We start from the raw sequence: 22,606 nt of genomic DNA, 5'->3' as shown, positions 1-22,606 counted from the left end.
CCGGCAAGCCGGCTCCCACAAGGTGGCGTGCGCTATTGCAGGATCTTTGTGGGAGCTGGCTTGCCAGCGATGAGGCCGGTACAGGCACTGCATCACTCGTTGGAAACCACCAGGCCCTGTTCGCGCAAACGCTTGTAAAGGGTCGTGCGGCTAATCCCCAATGCTCTGGCTACAGAAGAGAGATTGCCATTGGCACGCTGCAGTAATTTGCCCAGGTCGTTCGGGGCGTGTTCATGCACTGCGCTTTCCCCGGCTTCAGCCAGAAAGCTGTCCGGCAGATGCTCCACCCCGACCGGCTGATGACCAGCCAATGCCAGCGCCACCTGCATCACACTGACCAGCTCACGCAGATTGCCCGGCCAGGGATGCCGCTCCAGCATCGTCAGCACATCATCCGCCAGGCGTTCGGGCTGGCCGGGCTCGCGATGGCGCCCATGCACCTCTTCGATCAGCGCGCGGCGGTCGCTGCGTTCGCGCAGCGCCGGCAGCACCAGGGTCAACCCGGCGATGCGGTAATAAAGGTCTTGGCGAAAACGCCCGGCACGCACCTCGGCGGCGAGGTCGCGGTTGCTCGCCGACACCACGCGTATGTCCAGCGCCACCGGCTCGCCGCTGCCCAGCGGCTGGATGCTGCGGGCCTGCAGTACACGCAGCAGGCGGGCCTGGGTGGCCAGCGGCATGTCGCCGATTTCGTCGAGGAACAGCACGCCGCCGTCGGCCTTGCGGATCAGCCCAGGGTTGCCTTTATGGTGGGCGCCGGTGAAGGCGCCTTTTTCGTAGCCGAACAGCTCCGACTCCACCAGTTCGGCCGGGATCGCCGCGCAGTTGACCGCGATCAGCGGCTGGCGCGCCCGGCTGCTGGCCTGGTGCAGGGCGTTGACGAACACCTCCTTGCCTACCCCGGTCTCGCCCTGGACCAGCAGCGGGATGTCCTTCTCCAGTAGCACACCGGCCTGGGCCAGCGCCTTGCTCACACGCGCATCCGTGGCGTTTGGCACACGGCGCGCGGGTGGCCGGCGCGGTCCCTGCCATTGGCAATGCAGGCGCTGGCGGCCATGGGCGAGCAGGGCGAAGGGGCGCCCTTCGGTGTGTTCGAGGATCTGCCGCAACGGCACCTGGAACAGCTGCGTCAGGTTCAGGTGGCGCGGGTCGACGCCCAACAGGCTGCCTGCGCGGTGGTTGGCCGCACGCACCTCGCCGCGCTCGTCGAACAACAGCAGGCCGGCCCAGGGGCTGTCGAGGTTGTCGGCGCCGGTGTTGAACAGCAGCTGCCAATGCTGCTCGCCGGGTCCGGCGAGGATCAGCCGGTTCTCCAGGCTCTGGCTGAGCATGCGTACCAGGCCCAGAGTCTGGGCGGCGGGCAGGTAGCCGTCGCTGGCCACGTCGAGTACGCCGACCAGGCGCCGCTCGGCGTCGAACAGCGGTGCGGCAGCGCTGGCCATGTAGCGGTTCTGCCTCAGGTAGTGCTCGTCCTGGCCGACATGGATGGCCTCGCCGCACACCAATGCCGTGCCCAGCGCGTTGGTGCCGACGCCTTGTTCGCGCCAGCGTGCGCCGGGGGTGAAGGCGTGCTGCTGGCGCGGGTCGACGAAGCGCCGGGTACCCCAGGCGCCGAGCAGGCAGCCGCTGGCGTCGCCGAGCATCACCAGGTGGCTGGCGTTGCCCAGCAGGTGCGCGTATTGCGGCAGCACATCGTCATGGGTGAGGCGCAGGAGCACTTGGTTGCGTTCGAGCAGGGCATCGAGCTCGGCACCGGTCAGGCAATCGAAGTCGGGCGTTTGCTGGGGCTGCAGGCCGTGCTCGCGGCAGCGCGCCCAGGAGGCCTGGATCAGTTGGGCGTGGGTCGAAACGGAGTGGGCCATGGGCCTGTCCTGTGGGGTGTTGTTTTTATTGGCGACCGCGATTGAGTGTCGTTCAGTGCTGTTCAATGTCAAACCCGAGGGTGTTCAGTTGTTCAGCGAAACTGTTCACATCTGTACAGGCCGGGTGCCGTGCCCGGGCGCAAGATGCAGGTTTAGAGCGGTTATGCCGGGCTGGCACGGAACTGGCTGAGTGGGCTGGACAACCATTACAAGAAGGCCACGCCATGTCCCTGGTGCTGGAGCAGGTACGCCGCAGTGTCGACAACCAGCTGTGGATCGACGACGCCAGCCTGCGCTTCGAGCCCGGCTCGTTCAACGTGCTGCTGGGCCGCACCCTGGCCGGCAAGACCAGCCTGATGCGCCTGATGGCCGGCCTCGACCGCCCGGACAGCGGCCGGGTGCTGATGGATGGCGAGGATGTCACCGGGCGGCCGGTGCGCAGCCGCAACGTATCGATGGTCTATCAACAGTTCATCAACTACCCCACGCTCACGGTGTTCGAGAACATCGCCTCGCCGTTGCGCCAGGCGCGCATGGCCGAACCGGACATCCAGCGGCGGGTGCGCGAAACCGCCGAGATGTTGCGCATCGAGCCCTTTCTCGGGCGCCTGCCGCTGGAACTGTCGGGTGGCCAGCAGCAGCGCACCGCCATGGCCCGGGCATTGGTCAAGGACGCCTCGCTGATCCTGTTCGACGAGCCCTTGGTCAACCTCGACTACAAGCTGCGCGAGGGCTTGCGCCAGGAGCTGCGCGGCCTGTTCGCCGAGCGCAACTGCATCGCCGTGTATGCCACCACCGAGCCCAACGAGGCGCTGGCCTTGGGTGGCACCACCACCTTGCTGCACGAGGGCCGGGTGATCCAGAGCGGCCGCACCACCGAGGTGTATCAGCGGCCCGCCAGCGTGCTGGCCGCCGAGCTGTTCTGCGAGCCGCCGATCAACCTGGTGCCCGGGCGCATCGTCGGCAACGAGGTGAGCCTGGCCGGTGCCGTGCACTTTGCCCGCACGGCCGACCTGCGTGAGCTGGCGGACGGCGAGTATCGTTTCGGCATCCGCCCCGGCCACCTGACCCTGGTGCCCTCGCGCGACGATGACCTGGAGCTGGCGGTGCTGGTGGAGCTGGCCGAGATCAGCGGCTCGGAAACCTTCCTGCATGTGCGCAACGAGCACTGGCGCATGACCCTGCATCTGCCGGGCGTGCACGAATATCAGGTGGACACGCCGATCCGTGTGTTCGTCCCCACCCACAAGCTGTTCATCTTCGACAGCGGCGACACCCTGGTGCAGGCGCCACGCCTGCGCGACGCGAGGAGCGCCTGATGGCCGAGATCCGCCTGCACCAGCTGGCCCACAGTTACAGCCGCTCGCCCGCAAGCGCCGACGACTACGCCTTGCATGAGCTGGAGCATGTGTGGGCTCAGGGCGGTGCTTATGCCTTGCTCGGGCCGTCGGGCTGCGGCAAGTCGACCTTGCTCAACATCATTTCCGGCCTGCTGGCGCCCTCACATGGCGAGGTGCTGTTCGACGGCAAGGTGGTCAACGCCTTGACCCCGCAGCAGCGCAACATCGCCCAGGTGTTCCAGTTCCCGGTGGTGTACGACACCATGACGGTGTTCGACAACTTGGCCTTCCCCCTGCGCAACCAGGGCTTGGACGAGGCGCGGGTGCGTGCGCGGGTCGAGGAAATCGCCGAGGTGCTGGAGCTGACCGCGGTGCTGCACAAGCGCGCGCGCAACCTCAGCGCCGACGAAAAGCAGAAGGTCTCCATGGGCCGCGGGCTGGTGCGCGACGACGTTTCGGCGATCCTTTTCGACGAGCCGCTGACGGTGATCGACCCGCACCTGAAATGGAAGCTGCGGCGCAAGCTCAAGCAGATCCACGAGCAGTTCAACATCACCATGATCTACGTCACCCACGATCAGCTGGAGGCCTCGACCTTCGCCGACAAGATCGCGGTGATGCACGCCGGGCGCATCGTTCAGTTCGGCACCCCGCGCGAGCTGTTCGAACGGCCCCGGCATACCTTCGTCGGCTATTTCATCGGCAGCCCCGGGATGAACCTGATCGATGTGCGCGCCGAGGCCGACGGCGTGAGCTTTGGCGATGTCCATCTGGTGTTGCACGAGGGGGTGCGTGAGCGCCTGGCAACCTCTGAAGGCGGGCGTTTGCAGGTGGGCATCCGTCCGGAGTTCGTGCAGGTGTGGGAGCACCCCTTCGACAACGCTTTCGAGACGCGCGTGGTGGACGTGGAGGACCTGGGCACCTACCGCATCCTCACGCTGGTGCTGGCGGGGGTGACCCTCAAGGCGCGCCTGGGCGAGGACCGGGTGGTGCCCCATGGCCGGGCCTGGGTAAGCCTGCCGCCGCAATGGCTGATGCTCTACCTGGACGATCTGCTGGTGGAGGCCGAGGCATGAACAAGGTGCCGAACAACAAGGCCTGGTGGCTGGTGCTGCCGGTGTTCCTGCTGGTGGCGTTCAGCGCCGTGATCCCGATGATGACCGTGGTCAACTACTCGGTGCAGGACATCTTCGATGCCTCCAACCGTTACTTCGTCGGTGCCGACTGGTACCGCCAGGTGCTGCGCGACCCGGCGCTGCATGATGCGCTGCTGCGCCAGTTCATTTATTCCGGGTGCGTGCTGGCCATCGAAATCCCGCTGGGTATCGCCATCGCCCTGACCATGCCGACCCGTGGGCGCATGGCGTCGGTGTGCCTGATCCTCATGGCCATCCCCTTGCTGATCCCGTGGAACGTGGTGGGCACCATCTGGCAGATCTTCGGCCGCGCCGACATCGGTCTGCTCGGCGCGACGCTGGCCAAGCTTGGGGTCAACTACAACTATGCCGGCGACCCGCTTGACGCCTGGGTCACCGTGCTGGTGATGGACGTGTGGCACTGGACTTCGCTGGTGGCGCTGCTGTGCTATTCGGGTTTGCGTGCCATCCCCGACGTGTACTACCAGGCCGCGCGCATCGACCGGGCATCGGGCTGGGCGGTGTTTCGCCATATCCAGCTGCCGAAGCTCAAGAATGTGCTGCTGATCGCGGTGATGCTGCGGTTCATGGACAGCTTCATGATCTACACCGAGCCGTTCGTGCTCACTGGCGGCGGGCCGGGCAACGCCACCACGTTCCTCAGCCAGACCCTCACGCGCATGGCGGTCGGGCAGTTCGACCTGGGGCCGGCGGCGGCGTTCTCGCTGGTGTACTTCCTGATCATCCTGCTGGTGTCGTGGCTGTTCTACACAGCCATGACCCACGCCGACAAGGAGTAGGCCATGAGCAAGCGCAAAACGCTGGCCCTGTTGTTGTACTTATTCTTCCTGCTGGTGCCGATCTACTGGCTGCTGAACATGTCGTTCAAGAGCAACAGCGAGATCCTCGGTGGGCTGACGTTGTGGCCGCAGGTATTCACCTTCGACAACTACCGGGTGATCTTCACCGACGCCAGCTGGTACAGCGGCTATATCAATTCGCTCTACTACGTGTGCCTGAACACGGTCATCTCGCTGACGGTGGCCTTGCCGGCGGCCTATGCCTTTTCCCGCTATCGCTTTCTTGGCGACCGGCACCTGTTCTTCTGGCTGCTGACCAACCGCATGGCGCCGCCGGCGGTGTTCCTGCTGCCGTTCTTCCAGCTGTACTCGTCGATCGGCCTGTTCGATACGCACATTGCCGTGGCCCTGGCCCACTGCCTGTTCAACGTGCCATTGGCGGTGTGGATCCTGGAGGGCTTCATGAGCGGGGTGCCGAAGGAAATCGATGAAACCGCCTACATCGATGGGTACAGCTTCCCGCGGTTCTTCGTGAAGATCTTCATCCCGCTGATCGGTTCGGGGATCGGCGTGACGGCCTTCTTCTGCTTCATGTTCTCGTGGGTCGAGCTGTTGCTGGCACGCACCCTCACTTCGGTGAACGCCAAGCCGATCGCGGCGGTGATGACCCGCACGGTGTCCGCCTCGGGTATCGACTGGGGCGTGCTGGCGGCCGCCGGGGTGCTGACCATCCTGCCGGGCATGCTGGTGATCTGGTTCGTGCGCAACCATGTGGCCAAGGGCTTTGCCCTGGGCCGGGTGTGAGGAGGGCGGATGATGGAGTGGATGGCCTGGACCCTGCCGACCGCGCTGTTCTTCACGGCGATCGGCCTGTTGTTGATGTGCATGACCCTGTTCGAACTGCGCCGCCCGTGCCTGGAACGTCGCGGTTTTCTGCCGATTGTCACGACCCGTGGCGACCGGCTGTTCATCGGCTTGCTGGCCAGCGCCTACCTGCATCTGCTGGTGGTGGGGGTGAGCGACTGGCCGTTGTGGGTGGCCTCGCTGCTGTCGCTGGCGTGGCTGGTGGTGGTGCTGCGCTGGGGTTGAGCCTGGGGCAAGGATCCTTCTGCAATCTGGAGATCACAATGTTCGATAACGACAACAAACGGCGACATTTGACCCTGGCCGCACTGCTGGTGCTGGCCGGCCTGCACGGCACGGCCTGGGCCGACCAGTACGAAGACGCGGCGAAAAAATGGATCGGCAGCGAGTTCAAGCCGTCGACCCTGACCCCGGAGCAGCAGCTCGAAGAGCTCAAGTGGTTCATCAAGGCCGCCGAGCCGTTCCGGGGGATGAAGATCAACGTGGTGTCGGAAACCATCACCACCCACGAATACGAGTCCAAGGTGCTGGCCAAGGCCTTCACCGAGATCACCGGTATCCAGTTGACCCACGACCTGCTGCAGGAAGGCGATGTGGTGGAAAAGCTGCAGACGCAGATGCAGTCGGACAAGAACATCTATGACGGCTGGGTCAACGATTCCGATCTGATCGGTACGCACTTTCGCTATGGCAAGGTGGAATCCATTACCGACCTGATGGCCAATGAGGGCAAGAACTACACCTCGCCAACCCTGGATCTGAAGGACTTCATCGGCATTTCCTTCACCACCGCGCCGGACGGCAAGATCTATCAGTTGCCTGACCAGCAATTCGCCAACCTCTACTGGTTCCGCGCCGACTGGTTCGAACGCCCGGACCTTAAAGCCAAGTTCAAGGAAAAGTATGGCTACGAGTTGGGCGTGCCGGTGAACTGGTCGGCCTACGAAGACATCGCCAAGTTCTTCAGCGAGGACGTCAAGGAGATCGACGGCAAGCGGGTCTATGGCCACATGGACTATGGCAAGAAGGACCCATCGCTGGGCTGGCGTTTCACCGACGCCTGGTTTTCCATGGCCGGCGGTGGCGACAAGGGGCTGCCCAACGGCCTGCCGGTGGACGAGTGGGGCATTCGCGTGGAGGACTGCCACCCGGTGGGCTCCAGTGTGACCCGCGGCGGCGACACCAATGGCCCGGCGGCGGTGTTCGCCACGCAGAAGTACGTGGACTGGATGCGCGCCTACGCCCCCAAGGAAGCCCAGGGCATGACCTTCTCCGAGGCGGGACCGGTGCCGGCGCAGGGCAACATCGCCCAGCAGATCTTCTGGTACACCGCCTTCACCGCCGACATGACCAAGCCGGGGCTGCCGGTGGTCAACGCCGACGGCACGCCGAAGTGGCGCATGGCGCCCTCGCCCAAGGGACCGTACTGGGAGGAGGGGATGAAGCTCGGTTACCAGGACACCGGCTCCTGGACCTTCTTCAAATCCACCCCTGAGAAACAGCGTCTGGCGGCCTGGCTGTATGCCCAGTTCGTCACCTCCAAGACCGTGTCGCTGAAGAAGACCGTCGTCGGCCTGACGCCGATCCGCGAGTCGGACATCAACTCCCAGGCCATGACCGACCTGGCGCCCAAGCTGGGCGGGCTGGTGGAGTTCTACAGAAGCCCGGCGCGGGTGCAGTGGACGCCGACCGGCACCAACGTGCCGGATTATCCGCGCCTGGCGCAGCTGTGGTGGAGCCATATCGCCGAGGTGGCCAGTGGCGAGAAGACGCCGCAAGAGGCGCTGGACGGCCTGGCGCGGGATCAGGACCGCATGATGGAGCGGCTGCAGCGCTCCAACGCTCAGGCCACCTGTGCGCCGAAGCTCAACCCCGAGAAGGATGCCCAGTACTGGTTCGACCAGCCGGGGGCGCCGAAGCCGAAACTGGCCAACGAGAAACCCAAGGGCGAAACGGTCAGTTACAACGAACTGCTCAAGTCGTGGGAGGCGGCGCGCAAGTGATCGGTTAGCTTCACGGGCCCCATCGCGGGGCAAGCCCGCTCCCACGCTGCACGGCGTTGCATGGCGTGGGAGCGGGCTTGCCCCGCGATAGGTTTTTTGCAAAAACGCCAGGCAAAAAAAACGGCACCTGCCAGAGGTGCCGTTTTCGCTTTACGCCAACTTACTTGTGCAGCTCTTCAGCGGCATACAGCGTGTTTTCCAGCAGGCAGGCGCGGGTCATCGGGCCGACGCCGCCGGGTACCGGGGTGATCCAGCCAGCGCGGGGCAGGGCGGTCTCGTAGACCACGTCGCCGACCAGCTTGCCGTCTTCCTGGCGGTTGATGCCGACGTCGATGACGATCGCGCCTTCCTTGACCCACTCACCCTTGACCAGGCCCGGCTTGCCGGCGGCAACCACCAGCAGGTCGGCACGGCCGACGTGGCCGGCCAGGTCCTTGGTGAAGCGGTGGCAGACGGTGACGGTGCAGCCGGCCAGCAGTAGTTCCATGGCCATCGGGCGACCGACGATGTTGGAAGCGCCGACGATGACCGCGTTCATGCCGTACAGGTCCTGGCCGGTGCTTTCCAGCAGGGTGATGATGCCCTTCGGGGTGCACGGGCGCAGCAGCGGGATGCGCTGCGCGAGGCGGCCGATGTTGTACGGGTGGAAACCGTCGACGTCCTTGTCCGGGCGGATGCGCTCGAGCAGCAGCGAGGCGTCCAGGTGCGCGGGCAGCGGCAACTGCAGCAGGATGCCATCGACGGCCGGGTCGTCGTTGAGGCGGTCGATCAGCTCGGTCAGGGCCTGCTGGGTGGTCTCGCTGGGCAGGTCGAAGGCCTGCGAGATGAAGCCGACTTCTTCGCAGTCCTTGCGCTTGTGCGAGACATAGACTTGGGAGGCCGGGTCGGTACCGACCAGGATCACTGCCAGGCCTGGCGTACGCAGGCCCTGCTGGCGGCGCTCCGCGACACGTTGCGCGATCTGCTTGCGCAGGTTGGCGGCGATCGCCTTGCCATCGATAAGGTGTGCAGTCATAGACGCGTGATTAACCATCGAGAAGGAAACATGAAGAAGCGCGCATTCTCGCACGACACGGCGCAGGGGCAAAGGCGGGTGGTCGGGCAAATCCCCTAACCCCTTCAATAATTTAAATTTTTTTCAGAAACATGTTGACGACTTTGAGGGTCGGCTATAAGATTCGCCGCACTTGTCGGGCACTGCCTGGCACGGGTTGGCAAAGTTGGACGGAATAAGCGGTTTGTTGGCTTGTCGAGTCGGACTGAAAGCTTAAGCGCCCGTAGCTCAGCTGGATAGAGCATCCGCCTTCTAAGCGGATGGTCGCAGGTTCGAGTCCTGCCGGGTGCGCCATTAGGCCTGGGCAAGTAAGCAGTAACGCAATATGGTGGGCGTAGCTCAGTTGGTAGAGCGCCGGATTGTGATTCCGGTTGTCGTGGGTTCGATTCCCATCGTCCACCCCAGATTCGGCAGAGGCGCCAGGATTGAATGATCAGGCGCCTTTGTTTTAAGCGCTTCATGCGGACGTGGTGAAATTGGTAGACACACTGGATTTAGGTTCCAGCGGCGCAAGCTGTAAGAGTTCGAGTCTCTTCGTCCGCACCATGTTTCTGTAAGGCTGTACCGCAACACTGCATTATGGTGGGCGTAGCTCAGTTGGTAGAGCGCCGGATTGTGATTCCGGTTGTCGTGGGTTCGATTCCCATCGTCCACCCCATATTTTATGAAGGCGCCTTGATCGAAAGATCGGGCGCCTTTGTTGTTTTTGCATTGCATGGTTTGCTGCGCTCGAGCTCGCAGCAGTTGCAAGGCCCTGGCCGAGGGGTTTGCAATCATTGCTCGGCTCACCCCTTGCAATCCTCTATTGATGCCCCAATAAAAGCTGTTAGATTTCAGCCGGTTGACCGTCCGGCCAAGATGCTGGCAGAGGAATACCGCAAATGATCGCAAAAGAAGCGCGCCAGGCCCTGGCGCTGCAACGTTTCGCCGAAGCCAATCCGCAACTGCTCGAGGAGATTCGCGAGCTGGATGCCCGCGAGCAGGCGCAGCAGATCGAGTGGGCGTTCGAGGATGCCGCCGATGAGCAGGGTATTCAGCCCTGGGAATTGGCCCTGCAATTGATCGCTGAAACGCCGGAGCAGCTGCAGGCGATGCGCCTGGAAACCCATCGCGAGGTGGCTGAGGCGCTGGGGATGGAGTGGGAAGAATACTGCCAGTTCAACGAGATCGAACCGTAATAAAAGGTGCGTTCGGGTTGGGCGGGGTTTGTTTGACAAGGTTTTACAATCGCGCGGCCTGTGACGGCCCGCGCGGGCAACGCTTAAACAGGTTCGACGCCACGGCGCTCGGGCCTTTCAGGGAAATCGACCGGCGTGGTCTGCCGACAATCCGGGTGGGGTGACTTCTGCTGAATGAGTCACTAGAATGCTTGCCCTTGATTCTGGAGTCGGGCTATCGCCGGCTAACGTCTGTGCAACGAGGAATATCCATGCAAGTTTCTGTTGAAAACACTTCCGCTCTCGAGCGCCGCATGACCATCGCCGTTCCGGCCGAGCGCGTCGAGAACGAAGTCAACAAGCGTCTGCAGCAGACTGCCCGTCGCGCCAAGGTTGCAGGCTTCCGTCCTGGCAAGGTGCCGATGAGCGTCATTCGCCAGCGTTTCGAAGCCGATGCCCGTCAGGAAGCTTTCGGTGACCTGGTCCAGGCCTCCTTCTACGAAGCTATCGTCGAGCAGAAGCTGAACCCGGCTGGCGCCCCTGCCGTTGAGCCGAAGTCGTTCGAAAAGGGCAAGGACCTCGAGTTCGTTGCCATTTTCGAAGTCTTCCCTGAGTTCACCGTTTCGGGCCTGGAATCGATCAGCGTCGAGCGCCTGAGCGCCGAAGTGGCCGATGCCGACCTGGACAAGATGCTGGACGTGCTGCGCAAGCAGAACACCCGTTTCGAAGCTGTCGAGCGCGCTGCGCAGAACGACGATCAAGTCAACATCGACTTCGTTGGCAAGATCGACGGTGAAGCCTTCGCCGGTGGTTCGGCCAAGGGCACTCAGCTGGTGCTGGGTTCCGGCCGTATGATCCCAGGCTTCGAAGAAGGCCTGGTCGGTGCCAAGGCTGGTGAAGAGCGCGTTGTCAACGTGACCTTCCCAGAGGACTACCAGAACCTCGACCTGGCTGGCAAAGCCGCCGAGTTCACCATCACCGTCAACAGCGTTTCGGCGCCACAGCTGCCAGAACTGAGCGAAGAGTTCTTCGCTCAATTCGGTATCAAAGAGTCGACCCTGGAAGGCTTCCGCAGCGAAGTTCGCAAGAACATGGAGCGTGAACTGCGTCAGGCCATCAAGACCAAGGTCAAGAACCAGGTCATGGACGGTCTGCTGGCCGCCAACCCGATCGAAGTGCCAAAAGCCCTGCTGGAAAACGAAGTCAACCGTCTGCGCGTGCAGGCTGTCCAGCAGTTCGGTGGCAACATCAAGCCTGACCAACTGCCGGCCGAGCTGTTCGAAGAGCAAGCCAAGCGCCGCGTGGTGCTGGGCCTGATCGTCGCCGAAGTGGTCAAGCAGTTCGAGCTGAAGCCGGACGACGCCAAAGTGCGTGAAATGATCGAAGAAATGGCTTCGGCCTACCAGGAGCCAGAGCAGGTTATCGCCTGGTACTACAAGAACGACCAGCAACTGAACGAAGTGCGTTCGGTTGTACTGGAAGAACAAGTTGTAGATACTGTCCTGCAGAAAGCGACTGTGACCGACAAATCGGTCTCGTACGAAGAAGCTGTAAAGCCAGCACAGGCTCAAGCCGACGCTGAGTAACAGGCTACTCTCGTAGGAAACCCCCACAAGCCAGCCTTCGCGCTGGCTTGTGCGTATTCAAGCCATGACTATTTGGGAGTGAGTGCAGGACATGTCCCGCAATTCTTATATTCAGCAGAGCTCTGACATCCAGGCCGCAGGCGGCCTGGTCCCGATGGTTATCGAGCAGTCCGCCCGTGGCGAACGCGCCTATGACATCTACTCGCGCCTCTTGAAGGAGCGGGTGATCTTCCTGGTCGGCCCCGTAGAAGACTACATGGCCAACCTGGTGGTGGCGCAGCTGCTGTTCCTGGAAGCGGAAAACCCGGACAAGGATATCCATCTGTACATCAACTCGCCGGGCGGTTCGGTGACTGCCGGTATGTCGATCTACGACACCATGCAGTTCATCAAGCCGGACGTCTCGACCATCTGCATCGGCCAGGCCTGCAGCATGGGCGCCTTCCTGCTGGCGGCCGGTGCCGCTGGCAAGCGCCACTGCCTGCCGAATTCGCGAGTGATGATTCACCAGCCGCTCGGCGGCTTCCAGGGCCAGGCGACCGATATCGAGATCCACGCCCAGGAAATCCTCAACATCAAGGCGCGCCTGAACGAGCTGCTGGCCCATCACACCGGCCAGCCGCTCGAGACCATCAAGCGCGATACCGAGCGTGACAACTTCATGAGCGCTGCGCGCGCGGCCGAGTACGGCCTGATCGACTCGGTCTACGACAAGCGGCAACTGGCATCCTGAAGCAATGCGCCAGAGCGGGCGGGCGTGGAAAGCGCCCACCCGCGGACTTGAAAAAGCCTGCGATTGCCTTCATCTTGTGTTTCAAGCCTACCGGATTGGATCGATCGAATGACTGACACCCGTAACGGCGAGGACAACGGCAAATTGCTCTATTGCTCCTTCTGCGGCAAAAGCCAGCACGAAGTGCGCAAGTTGATTGCCGGCCCCTCGGTATTTATCTGCGACGAGTGCGTCGACCTGTGCAACGACATCATCCGTGAGGAGGTGCAGGAAGCCCAGGCCGAGAGCAACGCGCACAAACTACCCTCGCCGAAAGAAATCAGCGGCATCCTGGACCAGTACGTCATTGGTCAGGAACGCGCCAAGAAGGTGCTTGCCGTAGCGGTGTACAACCACTACAAGCGCCTGAACCAGCGTGACAAGAAGGGCGACGAAGTCGAACTCGGCAAAAGCAACATCCTGCTGATCGGGCCAACCGGCTCGGGCAAGACGCTGCTCGCCGAAACCCTCGCGCGCCTGCTGAACGTACCGTTCACAATTGCCGACGCCACCACCCTGACCGAAGCCGGTTATGTGGGTGAGGACGTCGAGAACATCATTCAGAAACTGCTGCAAAAGTGCGACTACGACGTGGAAAAGGCCCAGATGGGCATCGTCTACATCGACGAGATCGACAAGATCTCGCGCAAGTCGGACAACCCGTCCATTACCCGCGATGTCTCGGGTGAGGGCGTGCAGCAGGCACTTCTGAAGCTGATCGAAGGCACCGTCGCTTCCGTGCCGCCGCAAGGTGGTCGCAAGCACCCGCAACAGGAATTCCTGCAGGTTGATACCCGCAATATCCTGTTCATCTGCGGTGGTGCTTTCTCTGGCCTGGAAAAGGTCATCCAGAACCGTTCCACCAAGGGTGGTATCGGTTTCAGTGCAGAAGTGCGCAGCAAGGAAGAAGGCAAGAAAGTCGGCGAGTCTCTGCGTGAGGTCGAGCCGGACGATCTGGTCAAGTTTGGTCTCATCCCCGAGTTCGTCGGTCGTCTGCCGGTACTGGCGACGCTGGACGAGCTGGACGAGGCTGCGCTGATGCAGATTCTGACCGAGCCGAAGAACGCGCTGACCAAGCAATACGCCAAGCTGTTCGAAATGGAAAGCGTCGACCTCGAGTTCCGCAGCGATGCGCTCAAGGCCGTTGCCCGCAAGGCGCTGGATCGCAAGACCGGCGCCCGTGGCCTGCGTTCGATCCTGGAGGGCGTGCTGCTCGACACCATGTACGAGATTCCTTCGCAGAAGGAAGTCAGCAAGGTGGTGATCGACGAAAGCGTCATCGAGGGTACTTCGAAGCCGCTGCTGATCTACGAAAACAGCGAGCCGCAAGCCAAGGCCGCCCCCGACGCCTGATCGGGCAAGGGGCAGCATAAAAAAAGGGGCCTTCGGGCCCCTTTTTGCATTTCCTGGTATCGGCGCTTGTAATTTCAAAGGGCTGCCCCCACATTAGCTCCAAGCACCATTTCCAACGGTTTCCGGCCACAAGGCCGCTGTAGAGGCGAAATCATGAAGACCACCCTCGACTTGCCTCTTTTGCCATTGCGCGACGTTGTCGTCTATCCGCACATGGTCATCCCACTGTTCGTGGGGCGTGAGAAGTCCATCGAAGCCCTCGAGGCGGCGATGACGGGCGAAAAGCAGATCCTCCTGCTGGCCCAGAAAAACCCTGCCGACGATGATCCGGGTGAGGATGCCCTGTACCGCGTTGGTACCGTCGCCACCGTCCTGCAACTGCTCAAGCTGCCCGATGGCACCGTCAAGGTGCTGGTCGAGGGCGAGCAGCGCGGCTCGGTTGAACGTTTCAATGAAGTCGACGGCCACATCCGTGCCGAAGTCAGCCTGATCGACGAAGTGGAGGCCGCCGAGCGCGAGTCCGAAGTCTTCGTGCGCACCTTACTGTCGCAGTTCGAACAGTATGTGCAACTGGGCAAGAAGGTCCCGGCCGAAGTGCTGTCTTCACTGAACAGCATCGAAGAGCCGGGCCGCCTGGTCGATACCATGGCCGCGCACATGGCCTTGAAGATCGAGCAGAAGCAGGAAATCCTCGAGATTGTCGAGCTGCAGGCACGTGTTGAACACGTGCTGGCGCTGCTGGATGCCGAGATCGACCTGTTGCAGGTCGAGAAGCGCATCCGTGGCCGGGTCAAGAAACAGATGGAGCGCAGCCAGCGCGAGTACTACCTGAATGAGCAGATGAAGGCCATTCAGAAAGAACTCGGCGATGGCGACGAAGGCCACAACGAAGTCGAAGAGCTCAAGAAACGCATCGAAGCCGCCGGCCTGCCGAAAGACGCCCTGACCAAGGCCCAGGCCGAGCTCAACAAGCTCAAGCAGATGTCGCCGATGTCCGCTGAAGCCACCGTGGTGCGTTCGTACCTGGACTGGCTGGTGCAGGTGCCGTGGAAGGCCCAGAGCAAGGTGCGCCTGGATCTCGCCAAGGCCGAAGAAATCCTCGATGCCGACCACTATGGCCTGGAAGAGGTCAAGGAGCGCATTCTCGAATACCTCGCCGTGCAGAAGCGGGTGAAGAAGATTCGCGGCCCGGTGCTGTGCCTGGTCGGCCCACCTGGCGTGGGCAAGACCTCGCTGGCCGAGTCGATTGCTGCTGCCACCAATCGCAAGTTCGTGCGCATGGCCCTCGGTGGCGTGCGTGACGAAGCTGAAATTCGCGGTCACCGTCGTACCTACATTGGTTCGATGCCGGGCCGCCTGATCCAGAAAATGACCAAGGTGGGCGTACGCAACCCGCTGTTCCTGCTCGACGAAATCGACAAGATGGGCAGCGACATGCGTGGCGACCCGGCGTCTGCACTGCTGGAAGTGCTCGACCCGGAGCAGAACCACAACTTCAACGATCACTACCTGGAGGTCGACTACGACCTGTCGGACGTGATGTTCCTGTGCACCTCGAACTCGATGAACATCCCGCCGGCGCTGCTTGACCGCATGGAAGTCATCCGTCTGCCGGGTTACACCGAGGACGAGAAGATCAACATCGCGGTCAAGTACCTGGTGCCCAAGCAGGTCAAGGCCAACGGCTTGAAGAAGGATGAGCTGGAGGTCGATGTTTCGGCGATCCGCGACATCATTCGCTACTACACCCGCGAAGCTGGTGTGCGAGGCCTGGAGCGGCAGATCGCCAAGGTGTGCCGCAAGGTGGTCAAGGAGCACACTGGGCAGAAGCAGTTCAAGGTCAAGGTCACTGGCGAGCAGCTTGAGCAACTGCTGGGCGTGAAGAAATTCCGCTACGGCCTCGCCGAGCAGCAGGACCAGATCGGCCAGGTCACCGGCCTTGCCTGGACCCAGGTGGGTGGTGAGCTGCTGACCATCGAAGCTGTGGTCATTCCCGGCAAGGGCCAGCTGATCAAGACCGGCTCGCTGGGCGACGTCATGGTCGAGTCGATCACCGCTGCGCAAACCGTGGTGCGAAGCCGTGCCGCAAGCCTGGGGATCGCTGCAGACTTCCATGAAAAGCGCGACGTTCACATCCATATGCCTGAAGGTGCTACGCCCAAGGATGGCCCGAGCGCAGGCATCGGCATGTGCACCGCATTGGTCTCGGCGTTGACCCAGATCCCCGTGCGCGCAGATGTCGCGATGACCGGCGAGATCACCCTGCGTGGCCAGGTTCTGGCCATTGGCGGCCTCAAGGAAAAACTGCTGGCGGCACACCGTGGCGGCATCAAGACGGTGATCATTCCCGAGGAGAATGTTCGCGACTTGAAGGAAATTCCAGAAAATATCAAACAGGATCTTCAGATCAAACCGGTCAAATGGATTGACGAAGTCCTCCAAATTGCGCTGCAATACGCCCCGGAGCCCTTGCCAGATGTGGCTCCGGAGATTGTCGCCAAAGATGACAAGCGCGACAGCGATGCTAAGGAAAGAATCAGCACGCATTAGTAAGTATTTCGCTGGGGGGCTTTGGTTGACAGCTTTTTCGGGCCCTTGCTATAAAGCGGCACGCCATTTTCAACAGGCCACCCAGCGCTCGTTACACACGCTTTTCATTACATACTTAGAAACAAACTCAATAGAGAAATAAGGGGACTTAGAGTGAACAAGTCGGAACTGATTGACGCTATCGCCGCATCCGCTGACATCCCGAAAGCTGTTGCCGGCCGTGCGCTGGACGCAGTAATTGACTCCGTGACCGGTGCCCTGAAAGCAGGCGACGACGTCGTTCTGGTTGGCTTCGGTACCTTCTCGGTCAAAGAGCGCGCCGAGCGCACCGGCCGTAACCCGCAAACCGGCAAGGCGATCAAGATCGCTGCCGCCAAGGTTCCAGGTTTCAAGGCTGGTAAAGGCCTGAAAGACGCCGTCAACTAAGTCGTCTCTTTCAGCCGGCCCAGGTTTCGGCCAGGGTCGACCGCGTGACGGGCGGGTTCGCAAACGTTCCCGCTGGTACGCAAGCTTCGAAAAGGGCGCATCCACTGGATGCGCCTTTTTTCTATCAGGATTCTACCCACGCTCCGCGGTTGTCGACGCAGTGGTACAGCCGTTTCTGGGGGACGCATGCTGCAGAATATCAGGGACAATTCACAAGGTTGGATTGCCAAGACCATTATCGGCCTCATCGTCGTGCTGATGGCATTGACCGGTTTCGAGGCCATCTTCCAGGCCGCAACCCACAGCCAGGACGCCGCCAAGGTAAACGGCCAGACCATCAGCCAGAACGAGCTGAGTCAGGCCGTGGACATGCAGCGCCGCCAGCTGATGCAACAGCTGGGCAAGGACTTCGACCCTGCGCTGCTGGATGAAAAGATGCTGCGCGAGGCTGCGCTCAAGGGGCTGATCGATCGCAAACTGCTGTTGCAGGGCGCCGAGGATGCCAAGTTCGCTTTCTCCGAAGCTGCACTGGACCAACTGATCCTGCAGACGCCTGAGTTCCAGGTCGACGGCAAGTTCAGTGCCGAGCGTTTCGATTCGGTCATCCGCCAGATGGGCTACGGCCGCATGCAGTTCCGCGAGATGCTCGCCCAGGAAATGCTCATCGGCCAGTTGCGCACCGGCCTTGCCGGCAGCAGCTTCGTCACCGACAAGCAGGTTGAAGCGTTCGCCCGCCTGGAGAAGCAGACCCGTGATTTCGCCGCCCTGACCTTCAAGGCCGACCCGGCTGCGGTCAAGGTCAGCGACGACGAGGTGAAGGCCCACTACGATCAGCACGCCAAGGAATTCATGACCCCCGACCAGGTGGTGATTGATTACATCGAGCTGAAAAAGTCGGCCTTCTTCGACCAGGTCAAGGTCAGCGACGACGAACTCAAGGCGTTGTACGACAAGGAAATCGCCAACTTGGGTGAGCAGCGCCATGCCGCGCACATCCTCATCGAAGTCAACGACAAGGCCAACGATGCCCAGGCCAAGGCCCGCATCGAAGAAATCCAGCAGCGCCTGAACAAGGGTGAGGATTTTGCCAAGCTGGCCAAGGAGTTCTCTCAGGACCCAGGCTCTGCCAACACCGGCGGTGACCTTGGCTTCGCAGGTCCGGGCGTGTACGACCCGGCCTTCGAGGAAGCGCTGTACAAGCTGAACAAGGATCAGGTTTCCGCCCCGGTGCGTACCGAGTTTGGTTACCACCTGATCAAGCTGCTCGGCGTCGAAGCGCCGGATGTACCTAGCTTCGCCAGCCTGAAGGACAAGCTGACCCACGAGCTGAAAACCCAGCAAGTGGAGCAGCGCTTCGTCGAGGCCACCAAGCAGCTTGAGGATGCCGCGTTCGAAGCCTCCGACCTGGGTCAGCCGGCTCAGGACCTTGGCCTGAAAGTGCAGACCTCTGCGGCATTCGGCCGTGAGGGCGGTCAGGGCATTACCGCCAATCGTGCGGTAATCCAGGCCGCCTTCAGTGAAGAAGTGCTGGAGGAGGGCGCCAACAGCAACGGCATCGAACTGGACCCGGAGACCGTGGTCGTATTGCGCGTCAAAGAACATCGCAAGCCCGAGCAATTGCCGCTCGAAGCCGTGGCCAAGAACATCAGCGAGCATCTGGCCAAGGAGAAGGCGACTGCCGAGCTCAAGGGCAAGGCTGACAAGCTGATTGCCGGCCTGCGTGACGGTTCGATCAAGGCAGCAAGCCAGAGCTGGAAGGTCCAGGAAGCCGCTACCCGTGGCCAGGACGGCATCGACCCTGCCGAGTTGCAGGCGGTATTCCGCCTGGGCAAGCCGGCGTCCAAGGACCAGCCGGTGTACGGCAGTGTGGTGCTGGGCGACGGTAGCCTGGTGGTGTTGCAGCTCAAGGGTGTCAACGAGGGCGCTGCCGCCACCGACGAAGAGAAGGCGCAGATCCGTCGCTACCTCGCTTCGCGTGCCGGTTCGCAAGACTTCGCGGCCTACCGCAAATGGCTGGAAAGCAGTGCCGACATCACCCGCTACTGAGTGATGCAGCAATGACGAAACAGGCCGCGTATGCGGCCTGTTTCGTTTCTGCTGCACAGGCCCCTAACGGCGCACCCCCTCATGGCTGTCCAGCGTATCCCTGGCGACTTCGCGCCCCAGTGCGATCAGTTCAGGCGCCTTGTAGAACTCGAAGAACCGGCATACCCGCTTGGGTACGTTGATCAGCACATCCGGCGGATAACCGGCGATCTTGTATTGCGCCAGTGAGGTCTGCATCACCTCGAAGCTCTGGTTGATCAGGTCGAGCAGCGAAGCAGGGCCGACGTTATCGATGATGAACGAGCCAGTCGCGGACTTTGGCGCGCCTTCGGTCTCGGGCGCCGCGGCAGGCTGCTGGCCCTGTGGCCCGGCGCTTTCGCCCAGCCAGGGGTTGGACGGGGTCAGGCCGTCAGCGGTGATTTCCTGTTCGATGCGCATCAGCTCCTCGGCGGGTTTACGGCGAAACGGCAGGTGCGAGCCGAGCGAGCTGATCAGTGAGTCGAAGCGCATCTTGAAAGCTGCCGGGCGTTCAATCACCGGCAACTGGTACTGTTTCTGGTTGGTGGCGTTGAGGTTGACGGCAATGATCAGGTCGCAGTGACTGGACACCACCGGCACGATCGGCAGTGGGTTGAGGATGCCGCCATCGACCAGCATGCGATTGCCTTGCATGACCGGGGTGAACAGGCTGGGGATCGCCGCCGAGGCGCGCATCGCCTGATGCAGGCAGCCTTCCTGGAACCAGATCTCTTGCTGGTTGGTAAGGTCGGTGGCCACCGCCGTGTAGGGGATGCGCAGTTGCTCGATGTTGATTTCGCCAACGATCTTGCGGATCTGCCCGAACACCTTGTCGCCACGGATTGCCCCCAGGCGAAAGCTGACATCCACCAGCCGCAGCACGTCCAGGTAGTCCAGGCTTTCGATCCAGCTGCGGTATTCGTCGAGTTTGCCGGCCGCGTAGATGCCCCCGATCACCGCGCCCATGGAGCACCCTGCAATGCAGGCGATTTCATAGCCACGACGCTCGATTTCTTCGATCACGCCGATGTGCGCGTACCCCCGGGCACCGCCCGAGCCGAGCACCAATGCCACGCGTTTGCTCATGGTCTTCCCCCTGCGTATTGTGCAACCACGGCCCTACAATGCGCCCATTGTTGCCTGTGCTTCAATGTAGTCCGCACTGGGCTACGCTGAGCAGGCAACTTTCTGCTCGCTGTGCCGTCGAACGACCACTTTTTCACCTTTGAGGTAACACCGATGAAAGCCTGGATCACCCTTCCTCTGATTGTCCTGGCCTTGGCCGGTTGCGCGGGCAAGACGGCCTATCGCGACAGTTGCGGGACCCAGCTCGATGCTGCGTGGAAGGAACTGGACCTGGCCAAGGCCGAAGGCTTCGCCGGTACTGTCAGTTATTCCAAGGCACTGTCACTGCTGACCGGGGCCAAGACTCAGCAGCAGTTCGAAGCGTTCGAAGGCTGTACCCGCAAAGCCGAGAAGGCGCGTTTCTATATTCGTGAATCCCGCGCTGGGCGTTGACCGAGGAACACGCCATGTCCGCCATGCTCGACCATGTGGTTTTCCAGGTGCTGACGCTGCAGGTAAGGTTGCTGGCCTGTCGTGAGCGGCTGGCGGCCGATACCGACAGTGAGGCGCTGCATGACCTGCGTATCGCCCTGCGACGTCTGCGCAGCCTCATGCGCCCGCTGCGTGGCTTGCCGGGGGTGGAGCAACTGGAGGGCGCGGCGCAGGCGCTGGGAACCTTGACCACGCCGCTGCGTGACCGCGAGGTGCTGGCGGCGCAGCTCATCCAGCGCGGGCACCTGCAGGCCGGGCAGCGCCGCCTGGAGGGCAGGGCGCGTACGTTCGCCAGTGTGGCGCGCAGCCCCCAGCTTGCGCGCGTACTGGCGATTCTCGACGTGTTCCCGCTGTTCCTGCGTGCGGCTGACCGTGAAGGGCTGGTGCAGCGGCTGGAGCAGCGTGTCGACAGGCGCCTGGTCAAGCAGTGGCGTACCTTGGCGCAGGCGCTGGAAGATCCGGCCCATGACCGGCATCGCTTGCGCTTGTTGATCAAGCGCGTGCGCTACGGCGACGAGGCTTACCCGCAGCTCGATCACGCCGGCAAGCAGCTGCAAAGGCTGTTGAAGAAAGCCCAGGGCGACCTGGGCGACTGGCATGACCGTTTTCAATGGTTGCTGCAAGTGCGCGAGCACAGCGACCTGGCTGGCTGCAAGGTGGCCTGGGAGCACGAACTGCATGCCGCCGAACGCACCTCTGATATCACCCTCGAGATGTTGCGCAAGGCCGTGGCGCGCCGATAGCCCGGCAAATGACCGATATACGGGCTGCCGCACCTGCGGGGGCTGGTTAAGATCGGGACTTTTGCGCAGGAGCCAGGGCACATGAACTTCACCGAATTGTTGGCGGCAGCACGCCTGCACCCTGAGGCGGTCAGTGTGCCGCCCAGCTGGGCGCAGGGGCGGGCGGTGTTTGGCGGCCTTATGGCCGCGATGGTGCACGAGGCGATGCGGCAGAAACTGGCTGACGACCGCCCGGTGCGTTCGCTGGCCATCACCTTTGTCGGCCCGGCGGCGCCGGATGTACCGATCAGCCTGGAAGTGGAGGTGCTGCGCGAGGGCAAGGCCGTCTGTACTCTGATCGGTCGTGCCGTGCAGGGCGGCCAGGTGGTGACGCTGGTGCAGGGCAGTTTCGGCGCTGGCAGGCCTTCGGTGGTCGCGGTCGATGCGCAACCCCCGACGGCGATCAAGCCGTTGCAGCAGGCAGCGCCAGAGTTGCCGTACATCAAAGGGGTGACCCCGGAGTTCATGCGTTACGTGGCGCTGCGTTGGGCTATCGGTGGGCTGCCGTTCAGCGGCAACGATTCACGCCACATGGGCGGCTGGGTGCGTCTGCGTGACGTGCCTGATGCTCCCCTTGAGGTGGCGCATCTGCTGGCCCTGGTCGATGCCTGGCCGCCCAGCCTGATGCCGTTCCTGAAGCAGCCAGCCGCAGGTAGCACCTTGACCTGGACCATCGAATTCGTACAACCCACGCCACGGCTTTCGACGCAGGACTGGTGCGGCTATTGCGTAGAGACCGAGTATGCGAGGGATGGTTATGGACATGCCGCAGCCCGTCTGTGGACGGCTGACGGCGAGCTGTTGGCATTGAGTCGGCAGACGGTGACTGTGTTCGCTTGAGGCTACTGGGGCGCGTGAAGCGTGCGGTCAATGCCGATGCTTGTGCCGCTCACGCCAGGCGCGCCACCAGGCGCCGCTCAGCACGAACCGCGGGAAGGTGATGAATTGCTCGGTGAGCAGGCGTTGCACAGCGTCCTTGCGGTTGGCGAAGGGTTCCGGTTGTTCGGCCTCCAGTCGATGCCCCTGGCGTTGCAGGCCAAGGCCGGCGATCAAGGCGATGATGCCGACGGCGATCTGCGACAGGTCCAGGGCGAACAGCCCCGAGAGCACCAAAAGCGCGCCCAGGATGAACAGCGGCACGGCAATCAGGTGCAGCACCAGGTTGGCGGGGTGGCGATGATTATGGTGGTAGCCGCGCCATTGCCAGGCGGGCAGGTTGGGCAGTCGCTTGCTCATGGGCAGTTCCTCATGGAGATGCCCAAAGTCTAGTGCGGCCCCCGGGAGGGGGCCAATCGAGCCT

At 62.3% G+C, this 22,606-nt stretch carries 20 protein-coding genes and 4 tRNA genes; 20 read left to right on the top strand and 4 right to left on the bottom strand.

The annotated features are described in order from the left end of the window. Window positions 1-92 precede the first annotated feature (92 nt). Window positions 93-1,862, bottom strand: a complete 1,770-nt coding sequence (locus tag ABE459_RS05850) for a sigma-54-dependent Fis family transcriptional regulator (protein WP_323830569.1) — start codon at window positions 1,860-1,862, stop codon at window positions 93-95. A 224-nt stretch (window positions 1,863-2,086) separates the two neighbouring features. Between ABE459_RS05850 and ABE459_RS05845 the strand changes: the two genes are divergently transcribed. From ABE459_RS05845 to ABE459_RS05820, 6 genes are read left to right on the top strand one after another with little or no spacing between them, the layout of a single operon-like run. Next, entirely contained in the window at window positions 2,087-3,181 is a 1,095-nt protein-coding gene (locus tag ABE459_RS05845; RefSeq protein WP_125463459.1) for an ABC transporter ATP-binding protein, read from the top strand. Then, on the top strand, window positions 3,181-4,278 hold the full coding sequence (locus ABE459_RS05840; protein WP_125858115.1) for an ABC transporter ATP-binding protein: 1,098 nt from the start codon (window positions 3,181-3,183) through the stop codon (window positions 4,276-4,278). Before ABE459_RS05845 ends, ABE459_RS05840 begins: the two co-directional genes overlap by 1 nt. Then, window positions 4,275-5,138: a sugar ABC transporter permease gene (locus ABE459_RS05835; protein WP_125463461.1), complete on the top strand. Its 864-nt coding sequence runs from the start codon at window positions 4,275-4,277 to the stop codon at window positions 5,136-5,138. The genes ABE459_RS05840 and ABE459_RS05835 overlap by 4 nt, the downstream gene beginning before the upstream one ends. 3 nt (window positions 5,139-5,141) lie before the next feature. Next, window positions 5,142-5,942, top strand: coding sequence for a carbohydrate ABC transporter permease (locus ABE459_RS05830; RefSeq protein ID WP_323830570.1), 801 nt, complete (start codon window positions 5,142-5,144; stop codon window positions 5,940-5,942). A 12-nt stretch (window positions 5,943-5,954) separates the two neighbouring features. Continuing rightward, entirely contained in the window at window positions 5,955-6,227 is a 273-nt protein-coding gene (locus ABE459_RS05825; RefSeq protein WP_323830586.1) for a DUF2160 domain-containing protein, read from the top strand. Window positions 6,228-6,265: 38 nt separating this feature from the next. Continuing rightward, complete coding sequence (locus tag ABE459_RS05820; RefSeq protein WP_110994359.1) at window positions 6,266-8,005, top strand: ABC transporter substrate-binding protein; 1,740 nt, start codon at window positions 6,266-6,268, stop codon at window positions 8,003-8,005. Between the two features lie 160 nt (window positions 8,006-8,165). On the opposite strand, the gene folD is transcribed toward ABE459_RS05820, so the two are convergent. Further along, window positions 8,166-9,020 carry a bifunctional methylenetetrahydrofolate dehydrogenase/methenyltetrahydrofolate cyclohydrolase FolD gene (gene folD, locus ABE459_RS05815; RefSeq protein WP_110994358.1) on the bottom strand — a complete coding sequence of 285 codons (855 nt, stop codon included), beginning with the start codon at window positions 9,018-9,020 and terminating at the stop codon, window positions 8,166-8,168. 256 nt (window positions 9,021-9,276) lie between these two features. On the opposite strand from folD, the gene ABE459_RS05810 reads away from it, so the two are divergent. The 11 genes from ABE459_RS05810 to ABE459_RS05760 all read left to right on the top strand — a co-directional run bounded on the left by ABE459_RS05810 (window position 9,277) and on the right by ABE459_RS05760 (window position 18,949). Then, a tRNA-Arg gene (locus tag ABE459_RS05810) sits at window positions 9,277-9,353 on the top strand. 34 nt (window positions 9,354-9,387) lie between these two features. Then, window positions 9,388-9,463: transfer RNA gene (locus tag ABE459_RS05805), tRNA-His, on the top strand. Window positions 9,464-9,520: 57 nt separating this feature from the next. Beyond that, a tRNA-Leu gene (locus tag ABE459_RS05800) sits at window positions 9,521-9,605 on the top strand. 36 nt (window positions 9,606-9,641) lie between these two features. Beyond that, window positions 9,642-9,717, top strand: a tRNA-His gene (locus ABE459_RS05795). 223 nt (window positions 9,718-9,940) lie between these two features. Continuing rightward, a complete protein-coding gene (locus ABE459_RS05790) occupies window positions 9,941-10,237 on the top strand; it encodes a DUF6388 family protein (RefSeq protein WP_125463463.1) in 297 nt (98 codons plus the stop codon). Between the two features lie 251 nt (window positions 10,238-10,488). Then, a complete protein-coding gene (tig, locus tag ABE459_RS05785) occupies window positions 10,489-11,802 on the top strand; it encodes a trigger factor (protein ID WP_346647994.1) in 1,314 nt (437 codons plus the stop codon). A 91-nt stretch (window positions 11,803-11,893) separates the two neighbouring features. Next, entirely contained in the window at window positions 11,894-12,535 is a 642-nt protein-coding gene (gene clpP, locus ABE459_RS05780; RefSeq protein ID WP_023629742.1) for an ATP-dependent Clp endopeptidase proteolytic subunit ClpP, read from the top strand. 108 nt (window positions 12,536-12,643) lie between these two features. Then, window positions 12,644-13,927, top strand: a complete 1,284-nt coding sequence (gene clpX / locus ABE459_RS05775) for an ATP-dependent Clp protease ATP-binding subunit ClpX (RefSeq protein WP_125463465.1) — start codon at window positions 12,644-12,646, stop codon at window positions 13,925-13,927. A gap of 153 nt (window positions 13,928-14,080) precedes the next feature. Further along, complete coding sequence (gene lon / locus ABE459_RS05770; RefSeq protein ID WP_125463466.1) at window positions 14,081-16,477, top strand: endopeptidase La; 2,397 nt, start codon at window positions 14,081-14,083, stop codon at window positions 16,475-16,477. 153 nt (window positions 16,478-16,630) lie between these two features. Then, window positions 16,631-16,903 (top strand): nucleoid-associated protein HU-beta, encoded by a 273-nt coding sequence (gene hupB, locus ABE459_RS05765; RefSeq protein WP_054892387.1) that lies wholly within the window; start codon window positions 16,631-16,633, stop codon window positions 16,901-16,903. A gap of 186 nt (window positions 16,904-17,089) precedes the next feature. Then, window positions 17,090-18,949, top strand: a complete 1,860-nt coding sequence (locus tag ABE459_RS05760) for a SurA N-terminal domain-containing protein (protein WP_258706135.1) — start codon at window positions 17,090-17,092, stop codon at window positions 18,947-18,949. 63 nt (window positions 18,950-19,012) lie between these two features. On the opposite strand, the gene ABE459_RS05755 is transcribed toward ABE459_RS05760, so the two are convergent. Beyond that, window positions 19,013-20,053 carry a patatin-like phospholipase family protein gene (locus tag ABE459_RS05755; RefSeq protein WP_323830572.1) on the bottom strand — a complete coding sequence of 347 codons (1,041 nt, stop codon included), beginning with the start codon at window positions 20,051-20,053 and terminating at the stop codon, window positions 19,013-19,015. A 153-nt stretch (window positions 20,054-20,206) separates the two neighbouring features. Between ABE459_RS05755 and ABE459_RS05750 the strand changes: the two genes are divergently transcribed. The 3 genes from ABE459_RS05750 to ABE459_RS05740 all read left to right on the top strand — a co-directional run bounded on the left by ABE459_RS05750 (window position 20,207) and on the right by ABE459_RS05740 (window position 22,146). After that, window positions 20,207-20,485: a hypothetical protein gene (locus ABE459_RS05750; protein WP_125463469.1), complete on the top strand. Its 279-nt coding sequence runs from the start codon at window positions 20,207-20,209 to the stop codon at window positions 20,483-20,485. 14 nt (window positions 20,486-20,499) lie between these two features. Further along, complete coding sequence (locus ABE459_RS05745; RefSeq protein ID WP_323830573.1) at window positions 20,500-21,267, top strand: CHAD domain-containing protein; 768 nt, start codon at window positions 20,500-20,502, stop codon at window positions 21,265-21,267. An 81-nt stretch (window positions 21,268-21,348) separates the two neighbouring features. Then, a complete protein-coding gene (locus ABE459_RS05740) occupies window positions 21,349-22,146 on the top strand; it encodes an acyl-CoA thioesterase domain-containing protein (protein ID WP_346647993.1) in 798 nt (265 codons plus the stop codon). Window positions 22,147-22,173: 27 nt separating this feature from the next. On the opposite strand, the gene ABE459_RS05735 is transcribed toward ABE459_RS05740, so the two are convergent. After that, entirely contained in the window at window positions 22,174-22,542 is a 369-nt protein-coding gene (locus tag ABE459_RS05735; protein ID WP_125858124.1) for an Mpo1-like protein, read from the bottom strand. Window positions 22,543-22,606: the final 64 nt, after the last annotated feature.

The organism is Pseudomonas sp. TWI923 (assembly GCF_039673365.1).
Taxonomy (GTDB): Bacteria; Pseudomonadota; Gammaproteobacteria; order Pseudomonadales; family Pseudomonadaceae; genus Aquipseudomonas; species Aquipseudomonas sichuanensis.
This window is presented reverse-complemented; position numbering and strand designations above follow the sequence as displayed.